Source organism: Streptomyces novaecaesareae (genome assembly GCF_000716875.1).
In the GTDB taxonomy this organism is placed as follows: domain Bacteria; phylum Actinomycetota; class Actinomycetes; order Streptomycetales; family Streptomycetaceae; genus Kitasatospora; species Kitasatospora novaecaesareae.
This window is the reverse complement of the sequence record NZ_JNWQ01000046.1, coordinates 1-23947: the sequence shown is the minus strand read 5'-3', so window position 1 is coordinate 23947 and position 23947 is coordinate 1. Positions and strand designations below refer to the sequence as shown.

Below are 23947 nucleotides of genomic sequence, written 5' to 3'. Positions count from 1 at the left end.
TCATCGCCCGGCAGCCACTGCGCTCGCTGCCCGCTCGGATGCTCGCCGCCGAACAGAACTTGACTGGCGGACAGAGGGGCCGACCCAGAAGACGCCAACCGGAATCGACGCATTCGTGACTATTGCATCGGCCTCCGAGTGACTGGACCTAGATTGGGAAACCGTGCTGACGCGCGTCGCCGGATAGGTACGCTGCTCGGGCTGTGAGTCGCATCCGGCCAGCGAATTCAGGTCATTGCCGGATCCGGGGGACCTATCTGCCGGTTCGGCCCGTGCCAGGGGCGGTACAGACAGGTCACTGTTCGATACGCGTTGGCGGAACATCCTGTCGTCGAACGTCGGCGCGTTCCGCTGGAATGCCGGGCTGGTCAGTTCGGTTTGCCGTCGAAGTGTCTTCAGTCGTTGTCGGTATGCGTAGTTTCCTCAGGATGAGGGCACCCGCCACAGTGATCACTGAGACGATAGGGGTCGCCACCACATCTGGCAGTCCGATGAGAGTCGAGAGCGATGTTTGCCGTCATGGGCAGAGCTTCGCAGGTAGGTCTGACTGCGTCAGAGGGATACCGGGCGCGGTTCTGGTCGGGTCTCTGAGCCGAGATTCTCACCATTGCCGTGGCAGCCCGAGGCCCTTCGACTGCTTGCTTCGGCAGGCTACCGTTGGGCCGGATGCAACAGGCTGGGGCATTGGTGAACCTCTGCCCCACGGAGGACCGGGGGTGGGTGCGGTGGATCCGCTGTCGTTGTCGATGGTGACGGCTTTCCTGGGCGCGGCCGGCGCGGGGATGGCCAACGAGGCGGGGAAGCGGGCCTGGGAGACGGTGGGCGGGCTGGTGGCCCGGGCGGTGGGGCGGGAGGTGCCGGCGCCGGTCGGGCAGGCCGAGCGGGAGTCGGTGGCGGGACTGCTCGTGGCGGAGGCGCTGCGCAGCCCCGAGCAGGCGAGGGCGCTCGCCGCTGTGATGAGTGGGAAGGGCACCGGAGGGGCTGCCGCTCACGGGGTGCCGCAGCTGCTGCCGGCCTCGGCCCGCTTCTTCACCGACCGGAAGGGCCCGCTGGCGCTGCTGGACCGTGAGGCGGACCGCAAGCCCGACGGTCTGCCGAAGGTGGCTGTCCTGCACGGTCCGGCGGGGATCGGTACCAGTGCGCTCGCCTTCCACTGGGGAGGACGCGAGGCCGGCCGGTTCCCGGACGGGACCCTGTACACGGATCTCTGGAGCGGCTCGGTGAGCACTGCTCCGACGGCTGCGACGGTTCTGCGGCATTTCCTGCTGCGCCTGGGCGTACCCGCGGAGTACGTTCCGCCCGCTGTGGAGGACCGGATCGACCTCTTCCGCTCCCTGCTCTCCAACCGGCGGCTGCTGGTCGTGCTCGACCACGCGCAGTCGGCGGCCCAGGTCAAACCGCTGATCACGGCGGCGCCTGGGGTGTTCACCCTGATCGTCGCCCGCCGTCCGCTCACCGGTCTGGATGCGGTCACCATCCCCGTCGGTCCGTTGTCCGACAAGGACGCCAAGCGGTTGCTGGCCGACCTGGCGGGACGGCCGGCCATGGCGACGGCCCGCGCCGCGCTTCCCTCGGTGCTGGAGCGGTGCGCCGGCTCCCCGTTCGCCCTGCGAGCCATGGCCCCGTACTTGACCACGGCGTCGTTCGGCGGCGGCGATCCGGCGAATCCCCAACCCCCGGTGCGGGCCGTCGTCGAGGAGGCCTATCGGCGGCTCGGAGCGAAGGCGGCGAGGATCTACCGGCTCGGGTCGCTGCGACCGTGGCCCTCGCTGAACGCGGCGGTGGTGGCGACGACGGCCGAGGTTTCGGAGGCCGAGGCGGAGTCGGCGCTGGCGGAACTGGCGGATCTCCAGCTGTTGGAGAGCACCGGGGACGGACGCTACCGGTACCGGCCGGCCGTGCGCGCCCACGCAGAGGAAGCCGCGGCCCGCGAGGACGGCCTGGCGGGGTGCGCCGCGGCCGTGACCCGTGCCGTGGACTGGTACCTGCGCTTCGCCGTTCGGGCCGACTATGCGGCGCTGAAGGAACGTTGGCACCTCGGCCCGCTGTACGCCGAGCTGGGGCCGGGCCCGTACGAGGACGAGGGCACGGCGGTCGCCGCGCTGGTGGCCGAGGCGGGCAACCTGGTGGAAGCCGTGCTCGCCGCTGAGGAGTTCGGCCGCTTCGACACGGTCTGCCAGACCGTCGAGGCGCTCTGGGCCGTGCAGCTCAAGGCCGGCTGCCACGATGCCCTGCTGCCCGCGCTGAGGGCCGGGGCCCGTACCGCCGGCCGGCACTGTCCGGGTACCCGAACGGCTGGCCGGATGCACACCCAACTGGCCTTCGCCCTGATGGAGTTGCGGCAGGAGGAGGAGGCCGAACGCGAGCTGCTGACGGCCGCGGACGACGAGGCCCGGGCCGGGCACGCGCGCGGCCGGGCGACGGCGGTCGAGTCGCTGGGGCTGCTGCGGCTGCGCCAGTGGCGCTTCCGGCCGGCCCTGGAGTGCTTCGAGGAGGCGGACGGGCTGCTGGACGGGATCGGCCCGGCCGACGACGGCGCCGCCGATGTGCCGCGGGCCCGTGCGCTGCTGCACCGGCACCGGGGACGGGCGCTACGAGGCCTCGGCCGGTTCGACGAGGCGGAGCAACGGCTCACCACGGCACGGGAGTTCTTCCGCGAAAGCGGCGAGCGCTACAACACCGCCCGGGTGCTGACGGACCTCGCGGAGCTCCGCCTCGACGCGGCCGACCACACTGGGGCGCTACCCCTGATCGAGGAGGCCGTCGCGCTGCTGAGCCAGGAGAACGCCACCATCCACCTCAACTACCTGGCCGGGCTGCGCGCCCAGTGCCTTCCCGAACAACCGTGACGAGCACCCGCGCGAGGTGGCTGCCGGTCCTGACGGTCAGGGTGGTGGGCGCCGGTGCCACAACCGCCGGATCGGTGTGCAGCCGTGCGAGCAGCGCCGACGCGTGTGCGGCCGGATCTCCGGCGGTGTCGGAGGTCAGCCGGCACCGCAGTCCGCCGCGGTGCAGCACCTCGCACTCACGAGGGCCGGTGACGTAGGCCGCGAGCGAGGCGGAGCGGTACCGGTCGAGGACCTCGGCCGCCCACTCGTGGGGCGAGCCGAACCGGGGGTCGTCGGGCTCGCCGTACCGGAAGATGACGTCGGCCGACTCCAGCACACCGGGATCGAGGGTGTCCTCGTGCACGGCGAGGTGACCCTCGCCCTCGGCGCCGTCGGGTTCGTACCGGGGCTCGGCGAAGCGCCGTACGGCGATGGTGCCGTCCGCGGTGGTGAGGGTGAGTACGCGCAGGGGAGCGGTGCGGAGCGGTGGCTCGTACGGCGGTAGCGGCAGCGGGTCGAGCACCGCCGGGGCGGTCGGCTCGGGGATGCCGATCATCCGGTAGAAGAGGCTGCGCAGCAGGGCCGCCGACTGTCCCGGAACGGAGCTGGTCAGCGTGGCCGGCCCTTCGAGGGGACGGTGTTCGGCCAGCAGCTTGTCCAGCTGGGGCAGCAGCGCGCTGTACGGATCGAGGTGGGGCGCGTCCCGGACGAACTCAGCCACGGGCGACCCAGCTCCGAGGGCCTCTGGGTCCGTGGCGCCCAGCAGCACGGGGGTGCCGCAGGCAGCGGCGTAGTAGCTGACCGAACCGAAGTCGCCCAGGACCACGTCTGCGGCGAGCAGGGCCTGGCGCCAGCCTTCGAGCGGGTCGACGAGGGCGAGCCCGGCCCGCCGGGCCTTGTCCAGCCAGAGGCGGATCTGGCCGGGGCCGTGGCCGTGCCAGATGTTCGGGTGGAGGACCGCTGCCACCCGATACTCGTCGGCGGGAAGCTCGGACGTCAGCCGGGGCAGCAGGAGCGGGAGGACGTCCTCGGGGCCGGAGTCACCGAAGAGCGAGGTCGGATTCCAGGTGGAGTTCAGCAGGACGAGGCGCTGCCCGGGACGCACCCCCAGGGCCCGCCGGTACCGGTCGCGGTGGTGCCGGGTGGCGAGGATGCGGTCGAAGCAGGGATCGCCGGCCAGTACGGCGGTCGGCACGGCCTCGGGGCAGGATTCGGCGAGCCGGCTGATCTGCTCGGGGTGTGAGAAGACCATGGCGTCCGCGATCGGGACGCCTTCGGCGGTGAGGATCCACTCCGGCCCGAGCCCGAACACGGCGTCCGGCGTCCGGCGTCCGGCGTCCGGCGTCCGGCGTCCGGCGTCCGGCGTCCGGCGTCCGGCGTCCGGCGTCGCCAGCTTTTTATTGTATCCGACGCCATGAGAGAGGACTGTCAATTTGCCTTTGACGGCATCGAGTTGGCCGCCGAAGCTCGCCGATATCGCCAGGTCCACGGGAACGGTGAGGGCCTGTTCCCAAGGCAGGACCGGCACGCCCATCGAAGCCAGCAGCTCCTCGACGCCCGACTGGAAGGGCGACGAGCCGGTGCAGGTCGCCAGTACCTGGAGGCGCAGATCATCGCGGAATAGTGGAAGCACATCGAGCAACCGCGTCGCCGCTGTCACGTTGTGGATGACCAGCAGGACTCGTCGACACCGCCCGCGGGTGGCCCATCGGGCCGCATCGGGCCCCACCGGTACGCGAACCCAGTGCTTCAGGTCCTCGACCACGTTGCCACCCCAGCCCTTCCACTTCGAGGCCTCTGCGGCCACCGTTTCCGATCTTGGAGTCGGAAGTGCCAACGTATCGCGTTGAGGAGTGAAGCCTCGGCTGTCCTGCCTCCAGAGCCCGAGTGCCGTTGGTGTTCGGCGCGCAGCGGTTGCGCGAGGCTTGGTCCCCGGCGCGAGGTGGTTGTCTCTGTTGGTGCTGATGGGGTACGACGGCAGCATGCTTCGTTGGTCACCTCTCAATGAGCGTCAGCTCGCTCTTCTTGACCGCATCGGTGGGGGCGAGAGCCCGGTCACTTCTGGTGAGCCCGAGTTCGCCCTTACAGCTCGTGCCTTCAAGGGGCGCGGCCTCATCTCCATGCCGAAGGGCGAAGGGGTGAAGTGGCAGGCTGAGATCACCGATGCAGGCCGGTTCTATTTGGAACACGGGCATCACCCGGACCGTCCGGGCATGGCTCCCAAGCCCTTGACCAAGCCCAAGGCGAAGGGTTCCATCGGTCCGGCGCCACAGAGCAGGCCCGCGGATACGGGTCGGCCGGAAGCCAGGGCAGGCACTCCGACACCAACAGTGCGACAGCAGCCGAAAGCGCCGAAGGAATCCGGGGCGGCGAGCGGTCAGGCATTGATCGAACAGGTCCGGCAGGCAGGGGGAATCCTGAGGATTCCCGATCCGTCGCCGGAGGAACGAGGCAGGCTGCGCCGGGCCTTCGATGCGGCTCGCAGGTGCGCGCCTGACGGCTACCAGCTGAAGTACAGCGGTCGGGAGAAGGGTGACTTCTTCCTCGGTCTGCTGCGCGACAACGGGCTGGACGAGACCGAGTGGAACCGGATCCGGCTCCAGCGTAGCCGGGTCATCACGGACGTGGATGATGTGATCGCAGCGTTGGCGGCAGACCACAGTGCCTTCGAGATCTCCGAGGAGGTGCTCCCCCGCGTCCTGTCGATCGTCCGACTCATCGCTCAGGAAGCGCTGGCACGCCATGGTGACGTGACGATCTCCAAGAAGCGGAAACAGCCGCGGCCACTGCTCTCCGTCCACGGCAGGACATGGGAGTTGAGCTTCAAGGAGCGACAGAAGCTGGTCCAGTTCGTGCCCCGGACCAGCGGACGGCGCAAGACCTACGACTGGCAGCGGGTGACTCCGGCCTACCGGTCCGAGCCGTCCGGCGAGCTCGACCTTCAGCTGGTCGAGGCGCACGGTGGCGGCTACGGATACGGCGCCGGCTGGAAGAAGGACTGTGCCGACTCGCCGAAGCGACTGTTGGAGGAGCAGATCACTTCGCTCTTCCGGGCGTTGAAGGTACGTGCCGAGGAACAGGAGCGCCTTCGGCTGGAACGCGAGGCTGAACAACGCCGACTGCGGGAGGAGCGGGAGAGGGCCGAAGCCGAGCGGCAGCGGCTGGCCGCCGAGGAGAGGGCGTGCCGGCAGCGGGACTGGGAGGCCGCTGTCGCTGCAGCCCGGGTCAAGGCCGCCGAGGCATCACGCCTTGAGAGGTTCGGGTCGGCTCTGGAACGCTGGCAAGGCGCGCGGGAGATCCGGGAGTTCTGCGCTGCGCTGGACGAGGCCGCCGGCCGGGCCGACGACGCGGCAGAGGCGCAGCGATTCCGGGAATGGTCCGTCTGGGGGAAGGCCCAGGCCAATCGGATCGACCCGACGGCTTCCCGAAGCGGGCTCGGCGTAGAAGTCTTCGACACCGAGCCTACGCCTGATGAGCTCCGCCCCTTCCTCGACGGGTGGAACCCGCACCGGCCGGAGAAGGAGTCAGTGCCGGCAGAGCCGACCCCGTCACGGCAGCAGACCGATGTGTGGCGCGGTGTCAGCGCCGTACCTCGGGACCAAGGGTGGAAACCCGGACCCCGAGGTCGCGCTCAATGGTGGAGGCTATGACACCGTGTCCCCGGTCGCGCAGGGCTTTCAACGCCCGTTCGACGATCGTGCCGAGTCGCTCGACTTCGGCCCGCAGCGCGAGCAACTCGTCGAAGCGCTCCACCTGCTCATGGCCGCACCACTCTCGGACGGTCCCGAGCACGTCGGCCTCGGCCTGCAGCTTTCGGTCGTCGCGGCGGTTCCACGACTGCCATGAGGGCTGCGCGCGTTCTCGGTCAAGAACCTCCTGCCTGCGCTCGACCTCCGGGAGGATGTCCTCGGCCAGGACCTCTGCGGCGCGCCGGGCGATCCGCTCGGTGACTGGCCAGCCTGCCAGGAACAGGCCGGTCCGGTTCTCATGGAGCATCGGGTCGGCCCGAAGCGCATCAGCGTCGAGCCCGAACTGCTCAGCGGTGGCGTCCAGAGCGGTGAGTTCCAGAACGCCGGCATCGGCCACGGTTGTGCGCAGTCGCAGCCGGCTCTTGGGTCGGGCGAAGCCGAGAACCATCCGGGCCGTCTCGAACTCCGCGGTCTTCCGCACCTGTCGGGACGCCTCGGCGAGGGCGAGTTCGGCGTCGTCGTCGGCCCGGAAGGCCGCGACGTCGTCCCACAGCGCGACCAGGGACGCCGGAGCGACCCAGTCCTGCAGGCCGGCGTCCTCGCCTTCGAGGAACCGGACATGCACCTGCGAGGTCCGGCGAGGGCCGCCGACACGGACGATCTCCACCTGGCGGACTGCGCCGCCGAGCAAATTGGGCTGGGCTCGGTAGGCCCACCTCTCGCCGATCTCCATCCTGCTATTGAGCCAGGTCAGGGTGGATTCCCGCTACCACTTCCCTGGCAGTTCGTCATGGTCGGGACGGCGACATCGGAGGGAACGGCGGACAGCAGCGGTCTGCGCCGGGTGTCCGACAGGCTGGATGCGCAGGTATCGGTGCGGGTCAGGGGGGCTTTGTGGTCCGAAGGGCCAAAGATTCCCAAAGCTTAGAGCGCGAGTTCGATTCTCGTCGCCCGCTCCAGTAGTAGAAAGCCGCAGGTCATACGACCTGCGGCTTTCGCGTTGTCCGGGCCCGGTTCGCCGCCCGGGCCTGCCCCGGGACGCCCGCCGTCTGCCCGTCGGGCCAGGGCCGGGGTGGCCCTGGCCGGGGGTGGGGTCAGGGGGTGGTGGTGAGGGCTTCGAGGGTGGGGACGAGGGCGGTGGGGGTGGGGAGGGCGGCGTTGTCGGCCTGGAGGCGGTCGGCGGCGGCGCGGAGGTCGGGGTCGGTGATGAGGCGGTCGAGGAGGGCGGTGTCGACGGCGTCGGAGGTGGAGCGCAGGGCGGCGCCGGTGGCGGTGAGGGCGTCGGCGTTGATGTAGTGGTCCGCGCCCTGGGGGAGGAGCAGCTGGGGCAGTCCGGCCTGGAGGGCGGTCAGCATGGTGCCGGAGCCGCCGTGGTGGACCAATGCGTCGGCGCGGCTGAGCAGTTCGTTGAGCGGGACCCACGGCAGCCCGCGGACGTTGGCGGGCAGGGTGCCCAGCGGGGCGAGGTCGGCGCCGCCGACGGCGAGCAGGAAGTCGGCGTCGACCTCGGCGGCCGACTCGACCAGCCGGACGACCGCGCGGACGCCGTCGATCTCGGCGAGGACGGTGCCCAGGGTGACGACGATCCGCGGGCGGTCGGCCGGGTGGAGGAATTCCGTCGGGACCACGCCTCCGCCGTTGTAGGGGACGTAGCGCATCGACAGGCCGTCCGGGTCGCCGCCGAGCGGGCCGACGTTGAGCGCGGTGGCGCCGGCCGGGCCGGTCAGGCCGTGCTGCTCGTAGACGTCGGCGAAGTGGGAGGCGATCAGCTTGGCCATGGGGAGGCCGGGTGTGACCCCGAAGTTGTGGACCACCGACGGGATCTTGAGCAGGGCCGCCACCAGCGCGGGAGCGGCGTGGAAGGGGTCGTGGACGACCAGGTCGGCGCCCCAGCCGGTGGCGGCCGCCAGCAGGCCGTCGACGTCCGGGCGGGAGGCGTGCGCGAAGATCGCGGCCGCCATGTCGAAGATCTCTTCCTGCGTCTTGTCCCGGTTGACGTATTCGACCTCGCCGCCGAGACGCTCCGCGAACATCTCCCGCAGGGTCCGGCCGTCGCCGATCTCGACGACCGGGAAGCCCGCGCTCCGGAGCTGGTCGAGCGGCTGCCCGCTGGCGAACAGGACCTCGTGTCCGGCGGCGCGCAGCGCCTGGGCGGTCGGCACCATCGGGAAGAGGTGGCCGGCCGCGGCGGGGCCGGCGAAGAGTATGCGCATGGTCTGCTCCTTACCAAGTCAACTGACATGGCAGTCTCACCTCCGAAGTTGACGTCCAGTCAATTTTATTGGGATCACCATGCGCGGTAATCGGCCTTTCTGAGCAGGGACTTGTTACCGGGGCGATGGTGTGCTCCACCCCGCGCTCCGCGCCGTGCTCCGTCCGGTGCTCCGGTGCCGACGGGTCGGGTGGGCGGAGGGGGCGCGCAGCCGGGCGTCAGGCGGCGGCGAGGAAGTCGCGGACGGCCCTGGTGAACGCCTCGGGCTGCTCGGCGAGCACGATGTGGCCGGTGTCGAACTCGGCGTAGGCGCTGCCCGGGAGTGCGGCGTGCAGGCGGCGCGTGTTCTCCACGGGGACGGTGGCGTCCTGGGTGCAGCCGATCACCAGGGCCGGGGCCTGGACGCGGGGGAGCAGTGGGGTGAGGTCCAGGCTGAGGTCCAGGGCGATGTGCCGCAGGGTGCCGGGAGTTGGCTGCATGTAGGCGGTGTTGGCCTCGACGGCCGCGCGGCCGATCCGGTTGAGGAAGCCGCGGCTGAAGGCGGTGAGGGTGGCGTAGTCGCCGAAGGCGCCGGGGTGTTCGGCGAGCGACAGCCAGGTGGCCATGGAGAGGCGCAGGTACTCGTCCTGCTCGGCGCTGATCCAGCCGGCGGCGGCGACCAGCCGGCGGACCTGGTCGGGGCGCAGGGCGGCGGCCGCGGTGGCGACGACGGCGCCGAGCGAGAAGCCGAGGACGTCGGCGGGGCCGCGGCCGGCGTCGTCGATCACGGCGTTGACCTGGGCGGCGAGGGTTTCCAGGGTGAGCGCGGCGCCGTCGTCCTCGGCGGCCTCGCTGCCGGAGAGGTCGGGCAGCAGCACGGTGTAGCGGTCGGTGAAGGCGTCCAGCAGTCCGTCCCACATGCCGGAGCCGGGGCCGGTGCCGTGGACCAGGACGAGGGTGTCGGGGCCGTCGCCGACGACGCGGTAGGGGATGCGGGCGGTGCCGACGGTGATGGTGGGCATGGCGGGGTCCTCTCGAAGTGGTTGGCGGCCCGGGGTGCGGTGGCTCCGGCCGCGGTGGCGTTCCGGGCGGGTGGCGTTCCGGGGCGGGGTGGCCGGGCGGGGCGGGCCCGTCGGCGGCACGAGAAGTAAACTACACGGTGCAGATCAGTGATTCAACTGCACCGTGCAGTGCAATTCGCCTCGTGAAGGAGTGGCGTGGGAGTGGTGGGGGTGGAACTGTCCGTACCCGCTCGCCGTCCCAGCAGTGATGGAATCCCCGCCCGGGTTGAATACCGGGAGGAGTACGGAGGGCCCTGTGCAGTCAGGTGGTGCCGAACTGAACACCGGATGCCCGGGCGGTCGCCCCGATCGTGGGTCGGCCGCGCCCGCCCGGTGGCCTGAGGCGGAGTCGGGGGCTGGGCCGGAGCCGGGGGTGGCGGTCGATCAACTCGGCGCCGCCGAACGCTGCGAGACGTTGCTCCAGGACACCCTGGACGCCATCGCCCCGACGCCGGCCTGGCAGGAGGCGGTGCCCCGGGCGGGCGCGCGGCTGTCCCAGCCGGGGCGCGGGTCGGCGGGGTGCGAGTCGGAGCTGCACTGGTACGTCACCCGGGGGCGGGACATCCTCACCGTCGTCTCGCTGCCCCGGCGGGCGGTGCTGGTGGACGTGGTGGAGCGGCACTGGCGGCGGCGCGGCTGGACGATCACGTCACTCAACGCCGACTGGGACCGTCAAGGGGTCACCGCGACCACCCCGGACGGCTACCGACTGGCGCTCCGCTTCGGGGAGTTGGGCGAGGCCGGGCTGACCGCGAGCTCGCCCGGGGTGGCCCGGTCGGAGCGGCTCCCGGCGCTGTCGGCGGACGGCGGTCGCGACTCGGCGCCGCTGCCGTACGTGTGCTGCCCGTACTGGAGCGCGCTGGCGTAACGGCCCGACGGCATGACGGCATGACGGCGTAACGGCGAAGCGGGGAGCGCGGAAGCCGGTGGCGGCAGGAGGGCGGAAGGGGACCGGGGGAGGCGTGGAGCGAATCCCCCCGGACTCGCTCCACGCCGCCTCCTCGCGCGGCTTCGGCGCTGCCGCTCCCCCCGACACCCCGGCAAGCCCCGCCGTTCCCCCCCTGGCGACACCCTCCGGCGAGAGCGGTCCGCACAGGCCCCGGCGAGCCCCCACCCCCGGGGACGTCGTGATCTCACGCTAACAAACCGCGTGGTTGGTTTGTCAATAGCGAGATCCACGAAACATCCACATTGTGATGACCGGTCGGTACGCCCGTGAAGGGCGCCGGACCAGGCAGTTGTGGGCCGATCACGGCGCCCGGCGGCCGGGCCGCGCACACCGGGCCGGGCGGTGCGCCCTTCCGCGCGCCGGCCCGGAACCCGACATTCCCAGCATCATGACAGCACGCAGTGACACGGCACGACCGCCCAGTGCAGCCGACGGCCGGTCCAGGCGGGCCCGCGGCGGCCCGGCCGCCGCGGACTCAGCGCAGCAGCCGGCGCTCCTTCGCCACCGCCACCGCGCCCGCCCGGGTGTCCACGCCCAACTTGTCGTAGATCCGCCCGAGATGCGTCTTCACCGTCGCCTCGCTGATGAACAGCGCCCGCGCGATCTCCCGGTTGCCCAGCCCCTGCGCCAGCTGTTCGAGGATGTCCTGCTCGCGTTCGGTGAGCTGCGGCGAGGGCGCCCGCATCTGCGCCATCACCCGGGAGGCGACCGGCGGCGAGAGCACCGTACGACCCTGCGCGGCCGCGTGGACGGCGGCGAAGAACTCCTCCGGCCGCTCGGCCTTCAGCAGGTAGCCGGTGGCGCCCGCGGCGATCGCCCGGGTGATGTCGGCGTCGGTGTCGTACGTGGTGAGCACCAGGACGTACGGCCCGCCCGGGGCGGCGGTGATCCGCCGGGTGGCCTCCACGCCGTCGATGCCGTCGCCGAGTTGGAGGTCCATCAGCACGACCTGCGGCGCCAGCCGGGCGGCCAGGGCGACGGCCTCCTCCCCGGTGCTGGCCTCGCCGACCACCTCGATGTCGCCCGCGCTGGCGAGCAGGGCCAGCAGGCCGGCCCGGACCACCGCGTGGTCGTCGCAGACCAGCAGCCGGACGGGAGGCGTCCGGTCGGTGGCCGTGCGCGCGGGGGTCGGGTTCATCGGTGCTCCAGGGGGATCGCGGCGGAGACGACGGTGCCCTCGCCGGGGGCGCTCTCCACGGTCAGCGTGCCGCCCAGCTGCCGCAGCCGGGCGCGCATCGCGGGCAGTCCGTGGCCGCGGACGCCCCCGGATCCGGCGGCGTCCGGGTCGAAGCCCTGCCCGTCGTCGGCGATGTCCAGGACGATCTGGTCGCCGAGGAAGGACAGCGTGATCGCCGCCGTCGACGCCCCGGCGTGCTCGCGGACGTTGGCCAGCGCGCCCTGGGCGATCCGCAGCAGCGCGGACTGCGCGGCGGCGGGCAGCGGTACGGGCACGCCGTCCAGGTGGAAGCGGACCGGCAGCCCGCTCTCGGCGGACTCCCGCCCGGCCAGCGCCCGCAGCGCCTGGTCGAGCGTCCGGCCGTCGGCCAGCTCGGCCGGCGCGAGGTCGTGGACGAAGCGGCGGGCCTCGGCCAGGTTCCGGGCGGCCACCTCGGCGGCGGTACGGACGTGGGTGCGGGCGGTCGTCGGGTCGGCGTCCCAGGTGCGCTCGGCGGCCTGCAGCAGCATCTGCTGGCTGGACAGGCCCTGCGCCAGGGTGTCGTGGATCTCCATCGCCAGCCGCTCGCGCTCGGCCAGGGTGCCCTCCCGCCGCTCGGTGGCGGCGAGTTCGCGCCGGGTGCGGACCAGGTCGGTGATCAGCGCGCGCTGCCGGGCGGCCTGCCGGGCCATGAAGAGGAAGACGCCGGTGGCGAGCGCGGCCACCGCGGGCGGCAGCAGGACGAGCGTGGCGTCCACCCCGCCGGGCAGCCGGATCTCGGCGATCACCACCAGCAGGGTCAGGGCGCCCACCAGCGGGATCGCCGCCTTCGCGGGCAGCGCCCGCAGCGCGGTGTAGATCAGCGGGACGGCGCACCAGGCGAAGCTCGGCGCGAGCAGCACCAGCACCACCCAGAGCACGACCACCAGCGCCGGCGGCCACCGTCGCCGCCGGCCCGACGAGGTCGGCCGGTGGTGGTCGAGCCAGGAGCCGGCCGGCTGGGCGACGGCGAGGGCGGCGCTCAGCCCGACCACCCAGGGGGCCTGGGCGCTGCCGGAGTGGTGGCTGAGGTAGCGGTTGAGCGAGGCGGCGAGCAGCACCACGAAGGCGGAGTCCAGCAGCAGCGCCAGGCGGCCCGCGTCCGGGTCCCCGGCGTCGCGACCGGCGGCGGGGCCGGTGGCGGGGTCGGTGGTGCGGGGCGGTGGCACGGGTGGCTCCTGGTCGAACGGGCGACGCGCGGGCGGTTCGCGGGCGGGGCGCGCACGCACGGGGCACGCACGGGCAGGGCACGAGTCGGGCGTCCGCACTGACCTGCGCCGATCCCTCGATGGTGGCCCGTCCGGCCCGGTGCCGCATCAGCCGATCGGTTGACGCGGCCGTCCCCCATCGTGCCCGGACGCTCGCGCCGGACCGTCGATGTGGCGGCGCCGTCCTCGGCCGGAGGATCGAAGCATGCCGCCGGGCGCCCCCCCCTTGGCCCGGCGGCCCCCGATCCCCCCGCACCACCCCGCTGACCTGCTGACCTGCCGACCTGCTGAGGAGCTGGACCATGAAGAAGACCTCCGTGCGCACCCGGGTGCTGACCGGCACCGTCGCCGCCGCCGCGCTCGCCGCCGCCACCGTGGGAGCCGTCTCGGCGAGCGCCGACACCTCCGAGACCCCGGCCGCCCCGGCCGCCGTGAAGGTCGACACCCAGCACAAGAACCTCGCCCAGAGCACCGGCCTGACCATCGACGCCGCCACCCGCGCCGCCCAGGCCGCCCTGGACGCGGCGGACAAGGCCGGTCAGCACGTCTCGGTCGCGGTCGTCGACCGGGACGGCGTCACCCGGGTGCTGCTGAAGGGCGACGGCTCCGGCCCGCAGTCCCCCGAGTCGGCCGAGCGCAAGGCCTTCACCGCGGTCTCCTGGAACGCGCCGACCTCCGAGCTGGCCAAGCGGCTGGCCCAGGCCCCGAACCTCAAGGACATCCCGGGCACGCTGTTCCTGGCCGGCGGCGCCCCGGTGCAGTCCAAGGGCGCTCCGGTCGCGGCCATCGGTGTCGCGGGCGCGCCCAGCGGGGACCTGGACGAGCAGTTCGCGCAGGCTGGCGTCGCCGCCCTGGCCAAGTGAGGCGGACCCGGTCGGTCGGTCCGTCCCGTGCGACGGGACGCCCGGCCGGCCGGGCCGTTGACTCGTTCGGGTGAACGGCGGGAGGGTCGCCGCAGAACACGGGGTGACCCTTCGAAAAGCCGGTGCCGCTGTCAGTGCCGCGTGGCAGGCTTCCCGGTATGACGGCGTGGACCCTCAACGACATCGAACGTGCGATCCGCTCCTCCTGGGGTGTCGACACCTGTGCGCCCGAGGACCTGGCCCACTGGCATCCCGACAATCCCGCCCGCGGCCAGTGCGGGGTCACCGCGATGGTGGTGCACGACCTGCTCGGCGGTGAGCTGATGATGGGCGAGGTGCACGTCGACGGCGTCCGGACGGACCTCCACTGGTGGAACCGCTTCGCCACCGGCTTCGAGATCGACCTCACCCGCGAGCAGTTCGGCCCCGACGAGCTGGTCGGCCCCGGCCGCCCGGTCGCCCGCCCGGCCCGCCCCGGCCGGCTGCAGGCTCAGTACGAGCTGCTGCGCAGCCGGGTGGTCGCCGAGCTGGAGCGCGGAGCGGCCGTGCACCGCACCCGGCTCCCGGCGCACGCCTGCGCCTGAGCAGCCCGCGCGCCCTGAACGGCCCGCGCAGCCTGAGCGCCCGGTACGGCCCGAGCACCCTGGGGCCCCGGGCGGTTCGCGTCCTGACGTACAGTCGGCCGCAGTGATCGACGGCGGCGATGGGAGTGCGCGGATGACCGGGACGACGGTCGGCTTCGTGGGGCTGGGTGCGATGGGCCGGGGCATGGCCGGGAGCCTGCTGCGGGCCGGTCACACCGTACGGGTCTGGAACCGCTCTCCCGAGTCGGTGGCCGCCATGGTGGCCGAGGGCGCGGAGGCGGCCGACTCGCTCGCCGAGGTGTTCGCCGCCGACACCGTCGTCTCCATGCTCGCGAACGACGAGGCGGTCGAACGGCTGCTGCTCGACCCCGCCCTGCTGGCCGGCGCCACGGCGACCCTGCACGTCAACATGGCCACCGTTTCGCTCGCCCTCGCCGAACGGGCCGAGGCGCTGCACGCCGAGCACGGCATCGGCTACGTCGCCGCGCCCGTCCTCGGCCGGCCGCCGGTCGCCGCGGAGGGCCTGCTGAACATCCTGGCCGCGGGCCAGGCGGACCTGCTGGCCCGGGCCGAGCCGCTGTTCGCCGCGATGGGGCAGCGCACCTGGCACTTCGGCGACAGCCCCCGGCAGGCCAACACCGCCAAGATCAGCACCAACTTCCTGCTGGCCTGCGCGATCGAGTCGATGGCCGAGGCGTGCAGCCTGGCCGACGCCAACGGTGTCCGGCCGACCGACCTGATCGAGATGCTCACCGGCACGCTCTTCCCCGGGCCGGTCTACTCCGGTTACGGCGCGATGGTGGCCGAACGGCGCTACGAGCCGGCCGGGTTCCGACTGCCGCTCGGGCTCAAGGACGTCGGTCTCGCGCTGGACGCGGGGGCCGCGCGCCACGTGCCGCTGCCGTTCGGCAGCATCCTGCGGGACGCCTTCCTGGACGCGCTGGCGCACGGCGACGGGGACAAGGACTGGGCGGCGGTCGCTGCGGTCGCCCGTCGCCGGGCCGGGCTGCCCGAATGACGGCCGTCCGGGGCGCGGGCGCGGAATAACCGGCACGCGGCGGCTGCTCGCACCTCCGTCCGCAGTACTTCACGGGGGAGTTCCGATGTCCGACCAGCGTGCCGTGCAGCCGTCCGGCCTGCAGCCCGAGCAGCCGTCCGATCCGCAGCCCCACGCCGAAGCGCCGCGTCGCTTCCTGTTCCTCGACGCCAGCGCCCGCGCCGACGGCAACTCCGCGCGCCTGGCCCGGCTGGCCGCCGAGGCGAGCCTGCCCGACGGGGCGGAGCAGCGCTGGCTGCGGCTGAGCGAGCACCCGCTGCCGCCGTTCCAGGATCTGCGGCACACCGGCGACGGCCGCTACCCCGAGCCGGTCGGCCACGAGCGGACCCTGCTGGACGCCACCCTGGCCGCCACCGATCTGGTCTTCGTGGCACCGCTCTACTGGTACTCGCTGCCGACCAGCGCCAAGCTCTACCTCGACTACTGGTCCGCCTGGTTCCGGGTGCCCGGGGTGGACTTCCGCGCCGGGATGCGCGGCGGCACCATCTGGGGCGTCACCGCCCTCGCCACCGGCGACGACATGGCCGATCCGCTGATCGGCACGCTCCGGCTGACCGCCGAGTACATGGGCATGCGCTGGGGCGGCGCGCTGCTCGGCAACGGCACCCGCCCGGGGGACGTCCTGCGCGACGAGCGGGCGCTGGTCGCGGCCAAGTCCTTCTTCGCGGGCTGACGCTCCGCCCCGACGGCTGACGCCCAGTCCGGGCGGCCGACCCGCCCGGGCCGGCGCCCGGCACCACGCCCGTGCGTACGGTACGGTCCTTCGGGCGTGTACCCGTCACTCTCCGGTCATCATTTGGCAAAGCACAAAAGCCTTACCACCGGACGGAGTTGGACGAACCGGGCGCCCCCCGGCCAAGCCGCGGTCACAGTGCGGCACCCGCCTTCCGGAGCGGCCGGGTCGTTCGGTACTCTCCGTCGCACTTTCAGCTTCGCGGGGGGACGCGGCGTCTTCGGCCGCCCCTCGCGCCCGGGCCTCGCCCGGAAACGTCCGTGAGGTCTCCCTTGTCCATACGTCGCAGTCTTGCCCTCGCCGGTGCCGCCGCGCTCGCGTCCTCGCTCGTGCTGGCCGGCGCCCAGGGCGCCATGGCCGTCGGCACCACCGGCTCCCCGACCGCCGCCGCCCCGGCCGAGAAGGCGGGCCACCAGGCCCTCGACCTCTCGGTGCGCGGTGTTCCGGGCACCTTCTTCGCCGGTGGTGACGCCCGCGAGTTCACCTACCGGATCGACAACTCGACGAAGACCGACTTCGTCGCCTACCCGATGCTGAAGTTCAAGAACAAGGCGGGCTCGCTCGCGGCGAAGGACCTCAAGCTGGAGTACCAGCTGCCGGCCTCGCTCCCCGGGGGCGGCACCTGGAAGACCGCCGTCATCGCCCCCGGTGGCGGCGACGGTGACGACAGCGCCGTGCTGATGTTCCTCGGCGGCGTCACCGGCGGCGGCGACGCCGCCGACGACGCGCTGCTCTTCGTCGCCCAGGGCAAGAGCCTCGACATCAAGGTCCGCGCCTCCTTCACCAAGGACGCCCCGCTGGGCAAGGCCGGTGTCGTGCCGGTGGTCTTCTCGGCCGACGCCAACGACGAGCACGACAACGGCCGCTTCAGCTGCGACGGGATCAAGGGCGCCGGCTTCACCATCAAGGCCGGCGGCGGCAAGCCCAGCCCGACCCCCACCCCGACCAAGACCGGCAAGCCGAGCCCGACGCCGAGCCACTCGGCGACCTCCAGCGCGTCGCCGAGCGGCACCGCGACGACCACGTCGACGCCCACCACCGGGCCGACGACGCCGACCACGGCGCCGACCACCCCGGCCACCGGCACCGCCTCGCCGTCCGCGTCGCCGTCCGCCTCGCCGTCCGACTCCGGTGCGACGACCGCCCCGGTCCCGTCCGGCGACAGCGGCAGCGACGCCCCGCAGCCGATCGACTTCCCGGTGCAGAACCCGACCGTCACCCCGCCGAAGATCACCCCGGGCGGCGTCACCAAGGCCAAGACCTCCGCGGCCACCGCGGACAAGGCCCTGGCCACCACCGGTGGCGGCGATCACACCACGGCGATCGCGGCCACCGGCGGTGCCGTCCTGGTCGCCGGTGTCGGCACCCTCGTGGTGCTGCGTCGCCGCAAGGCGGGCCAGCAGGGCTGACCCGCAGGGGGCACTCGCCGAGTACCCCGTGCCGCCCGCACCCGTCCACCGGACGGACCTGCGGGCGGCACGGACGGTACTCCTCCGTCACATAGGATGTCCGGCCGGAGGGGGGCGGAACCGGCGGGGAGAGGACAGGTGCGGGAAGTACGCACGGCACGGGCCACCACCGACTACGAGGCGGCGACCGGGCGCATCGCGGGACTGCCGTTCCGTCGGCACCACGTTCTGCTGGTCGCCTGGACGGTGCTCTGGTTCTTCCTGGTCGAACCGAGCGGCGGCTTCTCCTGGCACTACCTGCGCCAGGGCGAGCAGCTGCTCTTCAGCGGTCAGGCCGACGGCGGCCTGTCGCTCTACGCCCATCACCCGGAGCTGCAGATCGGCCCGGTCAGCCTGGCCGCGGCCCGGCTCACCGCCCCGTTCTCGCCGCACACCGGCCAGCTGATCGCCGAGGCGGCGAGCGCCGCGCTCGGCCTGGTGATGCTGGTCGTGGTCGGCCGCACCGCGGCCCTCTACTACCTGGGCACCGGCACCAACCACCGCCGGCTCCAGCAGCGCCTGCTGATCGCCGGGCTGGCCTTCATCCCGATGTGGGTCGAGGTGTCGGTCCGCTTCGCGCACCTGGACGACGTCCTCGCGCTGTTCTTCACCACCCTGGCCGCACACGCCCTGGCCCGCGGCAAGCCGACCCAGGTCGCCATCTTCCTGGCGCTGGCGGTGGACTCCAAGCCCTGGGCGATCGCCTTCGCCCCGCTGATCCTGGCGCTGCCCCGGCCCGCCTGGCTGCGCACCGCGCTCTGGTTCGCCGCCCTGGTGGCGGTCGCCTGGCTGCCGTTCTACCTGGGCAACCTGGACACCATGGCGGCCGCCAAGTTCACCATCCCCAACCAGCCCGCCTCCGCGCTGCGCTGGTTCGGGGTGACCGACCCCGCCACCCCCTGGTGGGACCGCCCGACCCAGTTCGCGCTCGGCCTCGGCCTCGGCAGCATCGCGGTGTGGCGCGGCCGCTGGCCGGCCGTGGTGCTGCTCGGCGCGGACGCCCGGATCCTGCTCGACCCGAGCGTCTACACCTACTACACGGCCTCGATCCTGCTCGGCACCCTGCTCTGGGACGCGGTCGGGCAGAAGCGGCTCGTCCCGTGGTGGAGCTGGATCGCGCTGGCCGCGCTGTACGGCGGCACGCTGCTCCTCCCGTCGGACTCGGCCCGGGGCTTCGTCCGGCTCGCCTTCGTGGTGGTCTCGGCCGCGTACGTGCTGCTCTGGCCCACCCAGCAGCCCCGCCGTCCGCGAGCCACCGGTCAGGGCGACGGCGGGCGCCGGTCGGCCCGGCGGCGCGAGCGGGTGCTGGTCGGCGCCGGGTCCTGAGGGCTTGACCCTCACGCGACGTGAGAGCCGAGGGTGGTGGTCAGCACCAGGGAGGAACTCCGATGACCAGTGAGGGCTACTCGGTCGGCGCCGTGGCGAAGACCGCCAAGGTGACCGTCCGCACCCTGCACCACTACGACGAGATCGGCCTGCTGTCCCCCGCCGGCCGTACCCGGTCCGGCTACCGCCGGTACGTGGACGCCGACCTCGACCGGCTGCAGCAGATCCTCTTCTACCGAGAACTCGGATTCCCCCTGGAGGAGATCGCGGCGATCCTGGACGACGACTCGGTCAGCCCGAGCGAACACCTCCGGCGGCAGCACCGGCTGCTGACCGACCGGATCAGTCACCTCCAGGAGCTCGCCGCAGCCGTCGAACACGCCATGGAGGCACGGAGAATGGGCATTCAGCTGACCCCGGAGGAGAAGTTCGAGATCTTCGGCGAGGGCTACCAGGAGGAGTGGGAGCAGGAGGCCGAGCAGCGCTGGGGCGACACCGCCGCCTGGGCCGAGTCCCAGCGCCGCACCGGCGACTACACCAAGGCCGACTGGCAGCGGATCCAAGCCGAGATGACCGAGCTCAACACCCGCCTGGCCGAGGCGATCACCGCCGGCGAGCCCGCCGACGGCACGGTGGCCACGGACCTGGCCGAGGAGCACCGGCAGCACATCTGCCGGAACTTCTACGACTGCACGTTCACCATCCACCGGGGCCTGGCCTGCCTGTACGTCTCGGACCCGCGCTGGACGAGCACGTACGAGACCATCGCCCCGGGCCTGGCGCAGTGGCTGCACGACGCCATCGTCGCCAACGCGGACCGGCGCGAGAACGCGTAACCGCGTCACGCCGCCCCGCACCGGCGAGTCGCGTCACGCCACCCGCGTCACGCCACCCGCGTCACGCCACCCCGCGCCCGAAGGAGCGCCGGTACGCGGTCGGCGAGGTGCGCATCACCCGGCCGAAGTGGTGGCGGAAGGTCGCCGAGCTCTCGAAACCGACCGCCGCGGCGATCTCCTCCACCGTCCCGTCCGGCGACTCCAGCAGCGGCAGGCTGGCCGCGATGCGCTGGGTGACGACCCAGCGCATCGGGCTGGTCCCGTTGCGGGCGGTGAAGTGCCGCAGGTAGGAGCGGTCCGACATCCGGGCGGCGCGGGCCAGCACGGGGACGGTCAGCGGGGACGACAGGTGGTCCAGCGCCCACTGCATGCTGCGGCCGATCCCGTCGTCCTCCTCCTCGACCGGGCGGACCGCCGCCTCGATGAACTGGGCCTGCCCGCCGTCCCGGTGCGGTGCCACCACGAAGCGGCGGGCCACGCTGTTGGCCACCTTGGCGCCGTGGTCCCGCCGGACGAGGTGCAGGCAGAGGTCGATCCCGGCGGCGCTGCCCGCGCTGGTCAGCACGGACCCGTTGTCCACGTACAGCACGTCCGGGTTGACCCGCACCGCCGGGTGGCGCTGTTGGAGCAGCTCGGCGTACCGCCAGTGGGTGGTCGCCTCCCCGCCGTCCAGCAGCCCGGCGGCGGCCAGCGCGAAGGCGCCCGAGCAGATCGACACGATCCGGGCGCCGCGCTCGTGCGCGGTGCGCAGCGCCGCGACCAGCCCGGGGGAGACGTCGCCGCCGAAGGCGTTCGGCACTCCGGGCACCACCACGGTGTCGGCCGCCGCCAGCTCGTCCAGCCCGTGCCGGGCGGTCAGCGCGAAGCCGCCGACCGTGTCCAGTGCTGTCCCGGGGCGGTCGGCACACACCTTGAGGCCGTACCAGGGGGCCGCCAGCAGCCCGGTCAGCTCGGGCCGCGCCAGCCCGAACACCTCGACCACCACGCCGAGTTCGAACGGTGTCATGCCGTCGAAGGCGTACACCGCGACGTCGTGCACGGGCTCGGGGCGCCGGCCGATGGCGATGTCCACCGGCCGCGGCCGAAACCGGGGGCCGACCTCCGTACCGATGCCGACCGGGCCCTCGACGTTCTGCTCGGTCATGCGAACCCCCTGCTCACGGGTGGCGGAATGCCGGTGAGTGTAGCCGCCCCGGCCGGCTCGGAAATTTCTTCGAACCCGCCTGCAACCTCCACGCCGGCCACACGTCCATTGCTACGGGGGCGGAGGGGACCGGGCCGAGAGCAGCTGGGAGGATCCCCCCGATCACGATCTTGATCAGGTGTCCTGACGGTCCGGCGAACGCCGTCACCGTCCCGGGGGAAAGCGGAAGCGCACATGTCCATGGCCATCGGGCCGACCGTCGCGCCGGCAGCGAGGCGGGGTTTCTCCGTCCGTGGCGCGATCGCCGTGCTGTTCGGCGCGCAGGAGGTCGGCGAGCCGCTCGCCGGCCCCGTCACCGAGCAGCAGGCGAAGCAGCGCCGTTCCGGCTTCCGGCTGCTGCGAGGCGGCCGAAAGCCGGCGGACGACCGGCCCACCCTGACCGACCTGTACCACGCCCACCGGCTCGGCCTGGTCCGGATGGCAGTACTGCTGGTCGACCACCAGGACCTGGCCGAGGACGTCGTCCAGGAGGCCTTCACCCAGCTCTACCAGCGGTACGGCGAGGACCTGGACGACCTCGACAACGCCCTCGGCTACCTGCGGACCTCGGTGGTCAACGGTGCCCGGTCGATGCTGCGCCGCCGCAAGACCGCCCGCGAGTACGTGCCGCCGCACGAGGCCGACGCGCCGTCCGCCGAGGACCACGCGGTGCTCAACGACGAGCACCGGCGGGTGCTCGTGGCCCTGCAGGAGTTGACTCCCCGCCAGCGCGAGGTGCTGGTGCTGCGCTACTGGTCCGACATGTCGGAGGCGCAGATAGCCGAGACCCTGGGACTGTCCCGGGGCGCCGTGAAGTCCACGGCCAGTCGTGCCCTGGACGCCTTGGAAAAGCACCTGGAGAAGGTTCGATGACCGACAAGCTCCCCCGCCGGATCGGCGGCGACGGCGACGGGCCGGCCGAGACTCCGACCGAACGGCTGCTCCGCGAGGCGATGGGTGCCCGCGCCTCCCTGGTCACGGCGAACAGCCTGCGCCCGGCCGCGCCCCCGAAGACCCGGATCCGCCGACTGCGCCCGGTGTACGCCGTCACCGTGCCGCTCGGCCTGGCCGCCGCGATGGCGCTCGGCGTGCTCACCTTCCACGGTGAGCCGGTCGCCCACGACCAGGTCGTCCCGCCGCCGGCCGCCACCGGGACGACCTCCCCCAGCCCGACCGCGGAGCCGACCACCGCCCCCAGTCCGACGGCCACCCCCACCGACACCGGCTCCCCGACGGGCGAACCCGAGACCGAGCTCCCGCTGGCCGACGGCCCGTCCTCCGCGCCGTCGTCCACCATCACCACCCCGCCGGCCGGCTCGGCGACCCCGTACTCCTTCCGCGGCGTCAAGTTCAAGGTCCCGGCGGGCTGGAAGGCGGTGCCGGTCTCGGAGAGCCAGGTCTGCGTCCTGAGCCCGGGCGCGCCGACGGACCCGCAGCAGGGCTGGGCGCCGGCGAAGTGCGAGCCGTACGGCGTCCTGGTCGTGGCGTACAACAGCCCGGACGAGCTCGACGGTGGCGCCTGGCCCACGATGGCCGACCTGAGCGCGGAGAGCGGCTGGGGCCACCAGCCGAACTGCCCGATCTGGGGCCGCCCCTACTTCCCCGCCAACGGCTACTCCTCGATCGGCTCGCCCGTGCGGAGCCGTCCGACGACGGCGGGGAAGACGGTCGACAAGACGCAGTGGAAGGTCACCTGCAAGCCCGGCGACACCTTCACGGCCCAGCTGTGGGGGATGAGTACGGACCAGGTGTTCGTGGTGGCGAACGGGCTGAAGGACGACTACCAGGCGGGTCTGGCGTCGATCGTCAACAGCCTGGACGTGAGCGGCCACAAGGCGCCTGCGTCGGGTTCCTCGTCGAGCAGCAGCAACAGCAGCAACGACATCGCCGTCACGGTCGACGGCGGCCTGGGTGCCGGGCAGCAGATCCACGCCAACGGCACCCCGGTGACCTTCACCGTGACGTACCGGAACACCGGCCAGAAGACCTACGACCAGGTCCAGCCGCTGGTGTTCACCAAGGAGTACGCGGGGACGCCGCCGAGCTCGGTCCTGCTGATGAACGCCGGCACGCTGGAGCGCCAGGACGGCGGCGGCTGGACCCAGGTGCCGCTCTCGATCGGGGGCGGCATGGACTACGCGATGGTGAGCAAGGCGGCCTGGTTCCCGCTGGCGCCGGGGTCGACCCGCAAGGTGACGTACCGGATGACCCTGGACCCGGCGGACGGGCCCGGGACGATGCCGCTGGCCGTCCAGGCCACGCTGCCGTACCCGCCGGGGCCGCTGACCGTCCTGGGTGAGCAGAACGTTCCGGTGGCGGTCGTCAAGTAGCCTGCGGCGGGCCGTCCTTGAGGCGCCGTGACGAGGGGTTTCCCCTGGTCGCGGCGCCTTTCGGCGTTCCGGGGAGAGCTCGCGAGAAATATTCGGAACCCGGCTGCAACCCCCCGGCGGGATGGACGTCTATCAGGGTGAGAGGCGGGGAGAGCGAGCCGGCGGAGCCGGGGCTCGGGCCGGCTCCTCGGGGCGCGAGGGAAGGCGCCCGTTCATCCGACCACCACCATCACCAGGTCTCTGGGGGGACTGTCACATGAGCGCGTCCGTTATCGCCCGTATTGCGAAGGTTGTTCCGCTGGCCGTCATCGCCGCCGTCGGCGTCACGGCCTGCGGTCCGGCGGACAACGGCGCCCCGGCCGCCGCCTCCGCCCCGGTCTCCACCCCGGCGGCCGTCTCGGTGACGCCCGGCGCCGGCGCCGTCCCCGCCCTGCCGGCCGCCCCCACCCCCGAGGCGCCCAGCACC

At 72.8% G+C, this 23947-nt stretch carries 19 protein-coding genes and 1 pseudogene; 13 read left to right on the top strand and 7 right to left on the bottom strand.

Annotated elements, in window-relative coordinates:
• Nucleotides 1–716: 716 nt before the first annotated feature.
• Nucleotides 717–2849, top strand: coding sequence for a tetratricopeptide repeat protein (locus OP86_RS18995; RefSeq protein WP_324604084.1), 2133 nt, complete (start codon nucleotides 717–719; stop codon nucleotides 2847–2849).
• On the opposite strand, the gene OP86_RS18990 is transcribed toward OP86_RS18995, so the two are convergent.
• Complete coding sequence (locus OP86_RS18990; protein WP_234434814.1) at nucleotides 2800–4593, bottom strand: hypothetical protein; 1794 nt, start codon at nucleotides 4591–4593, stop codon at nucleotides 2800–2802. The two genes, OP86_RS18995 and OP86_RS18990, sit on opposite strands and share 50 nt — an antisense overlap.
• Before the next feature lie 199 nt (nucleotides 4594–4792).
• Between OP86_RS18990 and OP86_RS18985 the strand changes: the two genes are divergently transcribed.
• Nucleotides 4793–6478: a PE-PGRS family protein gene (locus tag OP86_RS18985; protein ID WP_234434816.1), complete on the top strand. Its 1686-nt coding sequence runs from the start codon at nucleotides 4793–4795 to the stop codon at nucleotides 6476–6478.
• Here OP86_RS18985 and OP86_RS18980 read toward each other — a convergent pair.
• The 3 genes from OP86_RS18980 to OP86_RS18970 form a co-directional block, all read right to left on the bottom strand.
• A complete protein-coding gene (locus tag OP86_RS18980; RefSeq protein ID WP_030056627.1) occupies nucleotides 6408–7250 on the bottom strand; it encodes a hypothetical protein in 843 nt (280 codons plus the stop codon). The two genes, OP86_RS18985 and OP86_RS18980, sit on opposite strands and share 71 nt — an antisense overlap.
• Nucleotides 7251–7611: 361 nt before the next feature.
• Nucleotides 7612–8730: a nucleotide disphospho-sugar-binding domain-containing protein gene (locus OP86_RS18975; protein WP_030056628.1), complete on the bottom strand. Its 1119-nt coding sequence runs from the start codon at nucleotides 8728–8730 to the stop codon at nucleotides 7612–7614.
• A 217-nt stretch (nucleotides 8731–8947) separates the two neighbouring features.
• A complete protein-coding gene (locus OP86_RS18970; protein WP_030056629.1) occupies nucleotides 8948–9730 on the bottom strand; it encodes an alpha/beta fold hydrolase in 783 nt (260 codons plus the stop codon).
• A 412-nt stretch (nucleotides 9731–10142) separates the two neighbouring features.
• On the opposite strand from OP86_RS18970, the gene OP86_RS35935 reads away from it, so the two are divergent.
• Nucleotides 10143–10637, top strand: a complete 495-nt coding sequence (locus tag OP86_RS35935; protein ID WP_051830261.1) for a hypothetical protein — start codon at nucleotides 10143–10145, stop codon at nucleotides 10635–10637.
• A 556-nt stretch (nucleotides 10638–11193) separates the two neighbouring features.
• Here OP86_RS35935 and OP86_RS18960 read toward each other — a convergent pair.
• Together OP86_RS18960 and OP86_RS18955 are read right to left on the bottom strand one after the other, a co-directional pair.
• On the bottom strand, nucleotides 11194–11856 hold the full coding sequence (locus OP86_RS18960; RefSeq protein ID WP_051830260.1) for a response regulator: 663 nt from the start codon (nucleotides 11854–11856) through the stop codon (nucleotides 11194–11196).
• Nucleotides 11853–13082, bottom strand: a complete 1230-nt coding sequence (locus OP86_RS18955) for a sensor histidine kinase (RefSeq protein WP_051830259.1) — start codon at nucleotides 13080–13082, stop codon at nucleotides 11853–11855. The genes OP86_RS18960 and OP86_RS18955 overlap by 4 nt, the downstream gene beginning before the upstream one ends.
• 341 nt (nucleotides 13083–13423) lie before the next feature.
• On the opposite strand from OP86_RS18955, the gene OP86_RS18950 reads away from it, so the two are divergent.
• The 7 genes from OP86_RS18950 to OP86_RS18920 all read left to right on the top strand — a co-directional run bounded on the left by OP86_RS18950 (nucleotide 13424) and on the right by OP86_RS18920 (nucleotide 19968).
• Nucleotides 13424–13984 (top strand): GlcG/HbpS family heme-binding protein, encoded by a 561-nt coding sequence (locus OP86_RS18950; RefSeq protein ID WP_030056634.1) that lies wholly within the window; start codon nucleotides 13424–13426, stop codon nucleotides 13982–13984.
• Between the two features lie 158 nt (nucleotides 13985–14142).
• Complete coding sequence (locus OP86_RS18945) at nucleotides 14143–14568, top strand: YunG family protein (protein WP_051830258.1); 426 nt, start codon at nucleotides 14143–14145, stop codon at nucleotides 14566–14568.
• A gap of 133 nt (nucleotides 14569–14701) precedes the next feature.
• A complete protein-coding gene (locus OP86_RS18940) occupies nucleotides 14702–15586 on the top strand; it encodes an NAD(P)-dependent oxidoreductase (RefSeq protein WP_030255874.1) in 885 nt (294 codons plus the stop codon).
• Nucleotides 15587–15671: 85 nt separating this feature from the next.
• Nucleotides 15672–16298, top strand: a complete 627-nt coding sequence (locus OP86_RS18935; protein ID WP_078588490.1) for an NAD(P)H-dependent oxidoreductase — start codon at nucleotides 15672–15674, stop codon at nucleotides 16296–16298.
• 332 nt (nucleotides 16299–16630) lie between these two features.
• The gene (locus tag OP86_RS18930; RefSeq protein ID WP_157849781.1) at nucleotides 16631–17767 is read left to right on the top strand and encodes an LPXTG cell wall anchor domain-containing protein; all 1137 of its coding nucleotides are present in this window, start codon (nucleotides 16631–16633) and stop codon (nucleotides 17765–17767) included.
• Between the two features lie 138 nt (nucleotides 17768–17905).
• Nucleotides 17906–19132, top strand: coding sequence for a hypothetical protein (locus tag OP86_RS18925; RefSeq protein ID WP_418952585.1), 1227 nt, complete (start codon nucleotides 17906–17908; stop codon nucleotides 19130–19132).
• A gap of 62 nt (nucleotides 19133–19194) precedes the next feature.
• Nucleotides 19195–19968: a MerR family transcriptional regulator gene (locus OP86_RS18920; protein ID WP_030056641.1), complete on the top strand. Its 774-nt coding sequence runs from the start codon at nucleotides 19195–19197 to the stop codon at nucleotides 19966–19968.
• A 61-nt stretch (nucleotides 19969–20029) separates the two neighbouring features.
• Here the strand turns inward: OP86_RS18920 and OP86_RS18915 are convergent, their stop codons facing one another.
• Entirely contained in the window at nucleotides 20030–21007 is a 978-nt protein-coding gene (locus tag OP86_RS18915; protein WP_033332485.1) for a helix-turn-helix domain-containing protein, read from the bottom strand.
• Nucleotides 21008–21346: 339 nt separating this feature from the next.
• Between OP86_RS18915 and OP86_RS18910 the strand changes: the two genes are divergently transcribed.
• The 3 genes and pseudogenes from OP86_RS18910 to OP86_RS36680 form a co-directional block, all read left to right on the top strand.
• Nucleotides 21347–22024 carry an RNA polymerase sigma factor gene (locus OP86_RS18910; protein ID WP_234434805.1) on the top strand — a complete coding sequence of 226 codons (678 nt, stop codon included), beginning with the start codon at nucleotides 21347–21349 and terminating at the stop codon, nucleotides 22022–22024.
• A complete protein-coding gene (locus tag OP86_RS33655) occupies nucleotides 22021–23481 on the top strand; it encodes a hypothetical protein (protein ID WP_051830257.1) in 1461 nt (486 codons plus the stop codon). The genes OP86_RS18910 and OP86_RS33655 overlap by 4 nt, the downstream gene beginning before the upstream one ends.
• Before the next feature lie 256 nt (nucleotides 23482–23737).
• Nucleotides 23738–23947 (top strand): annotated as a pseudogene (locus OP86_RS36680) (hypothetical protein); the annotation flags it as partial.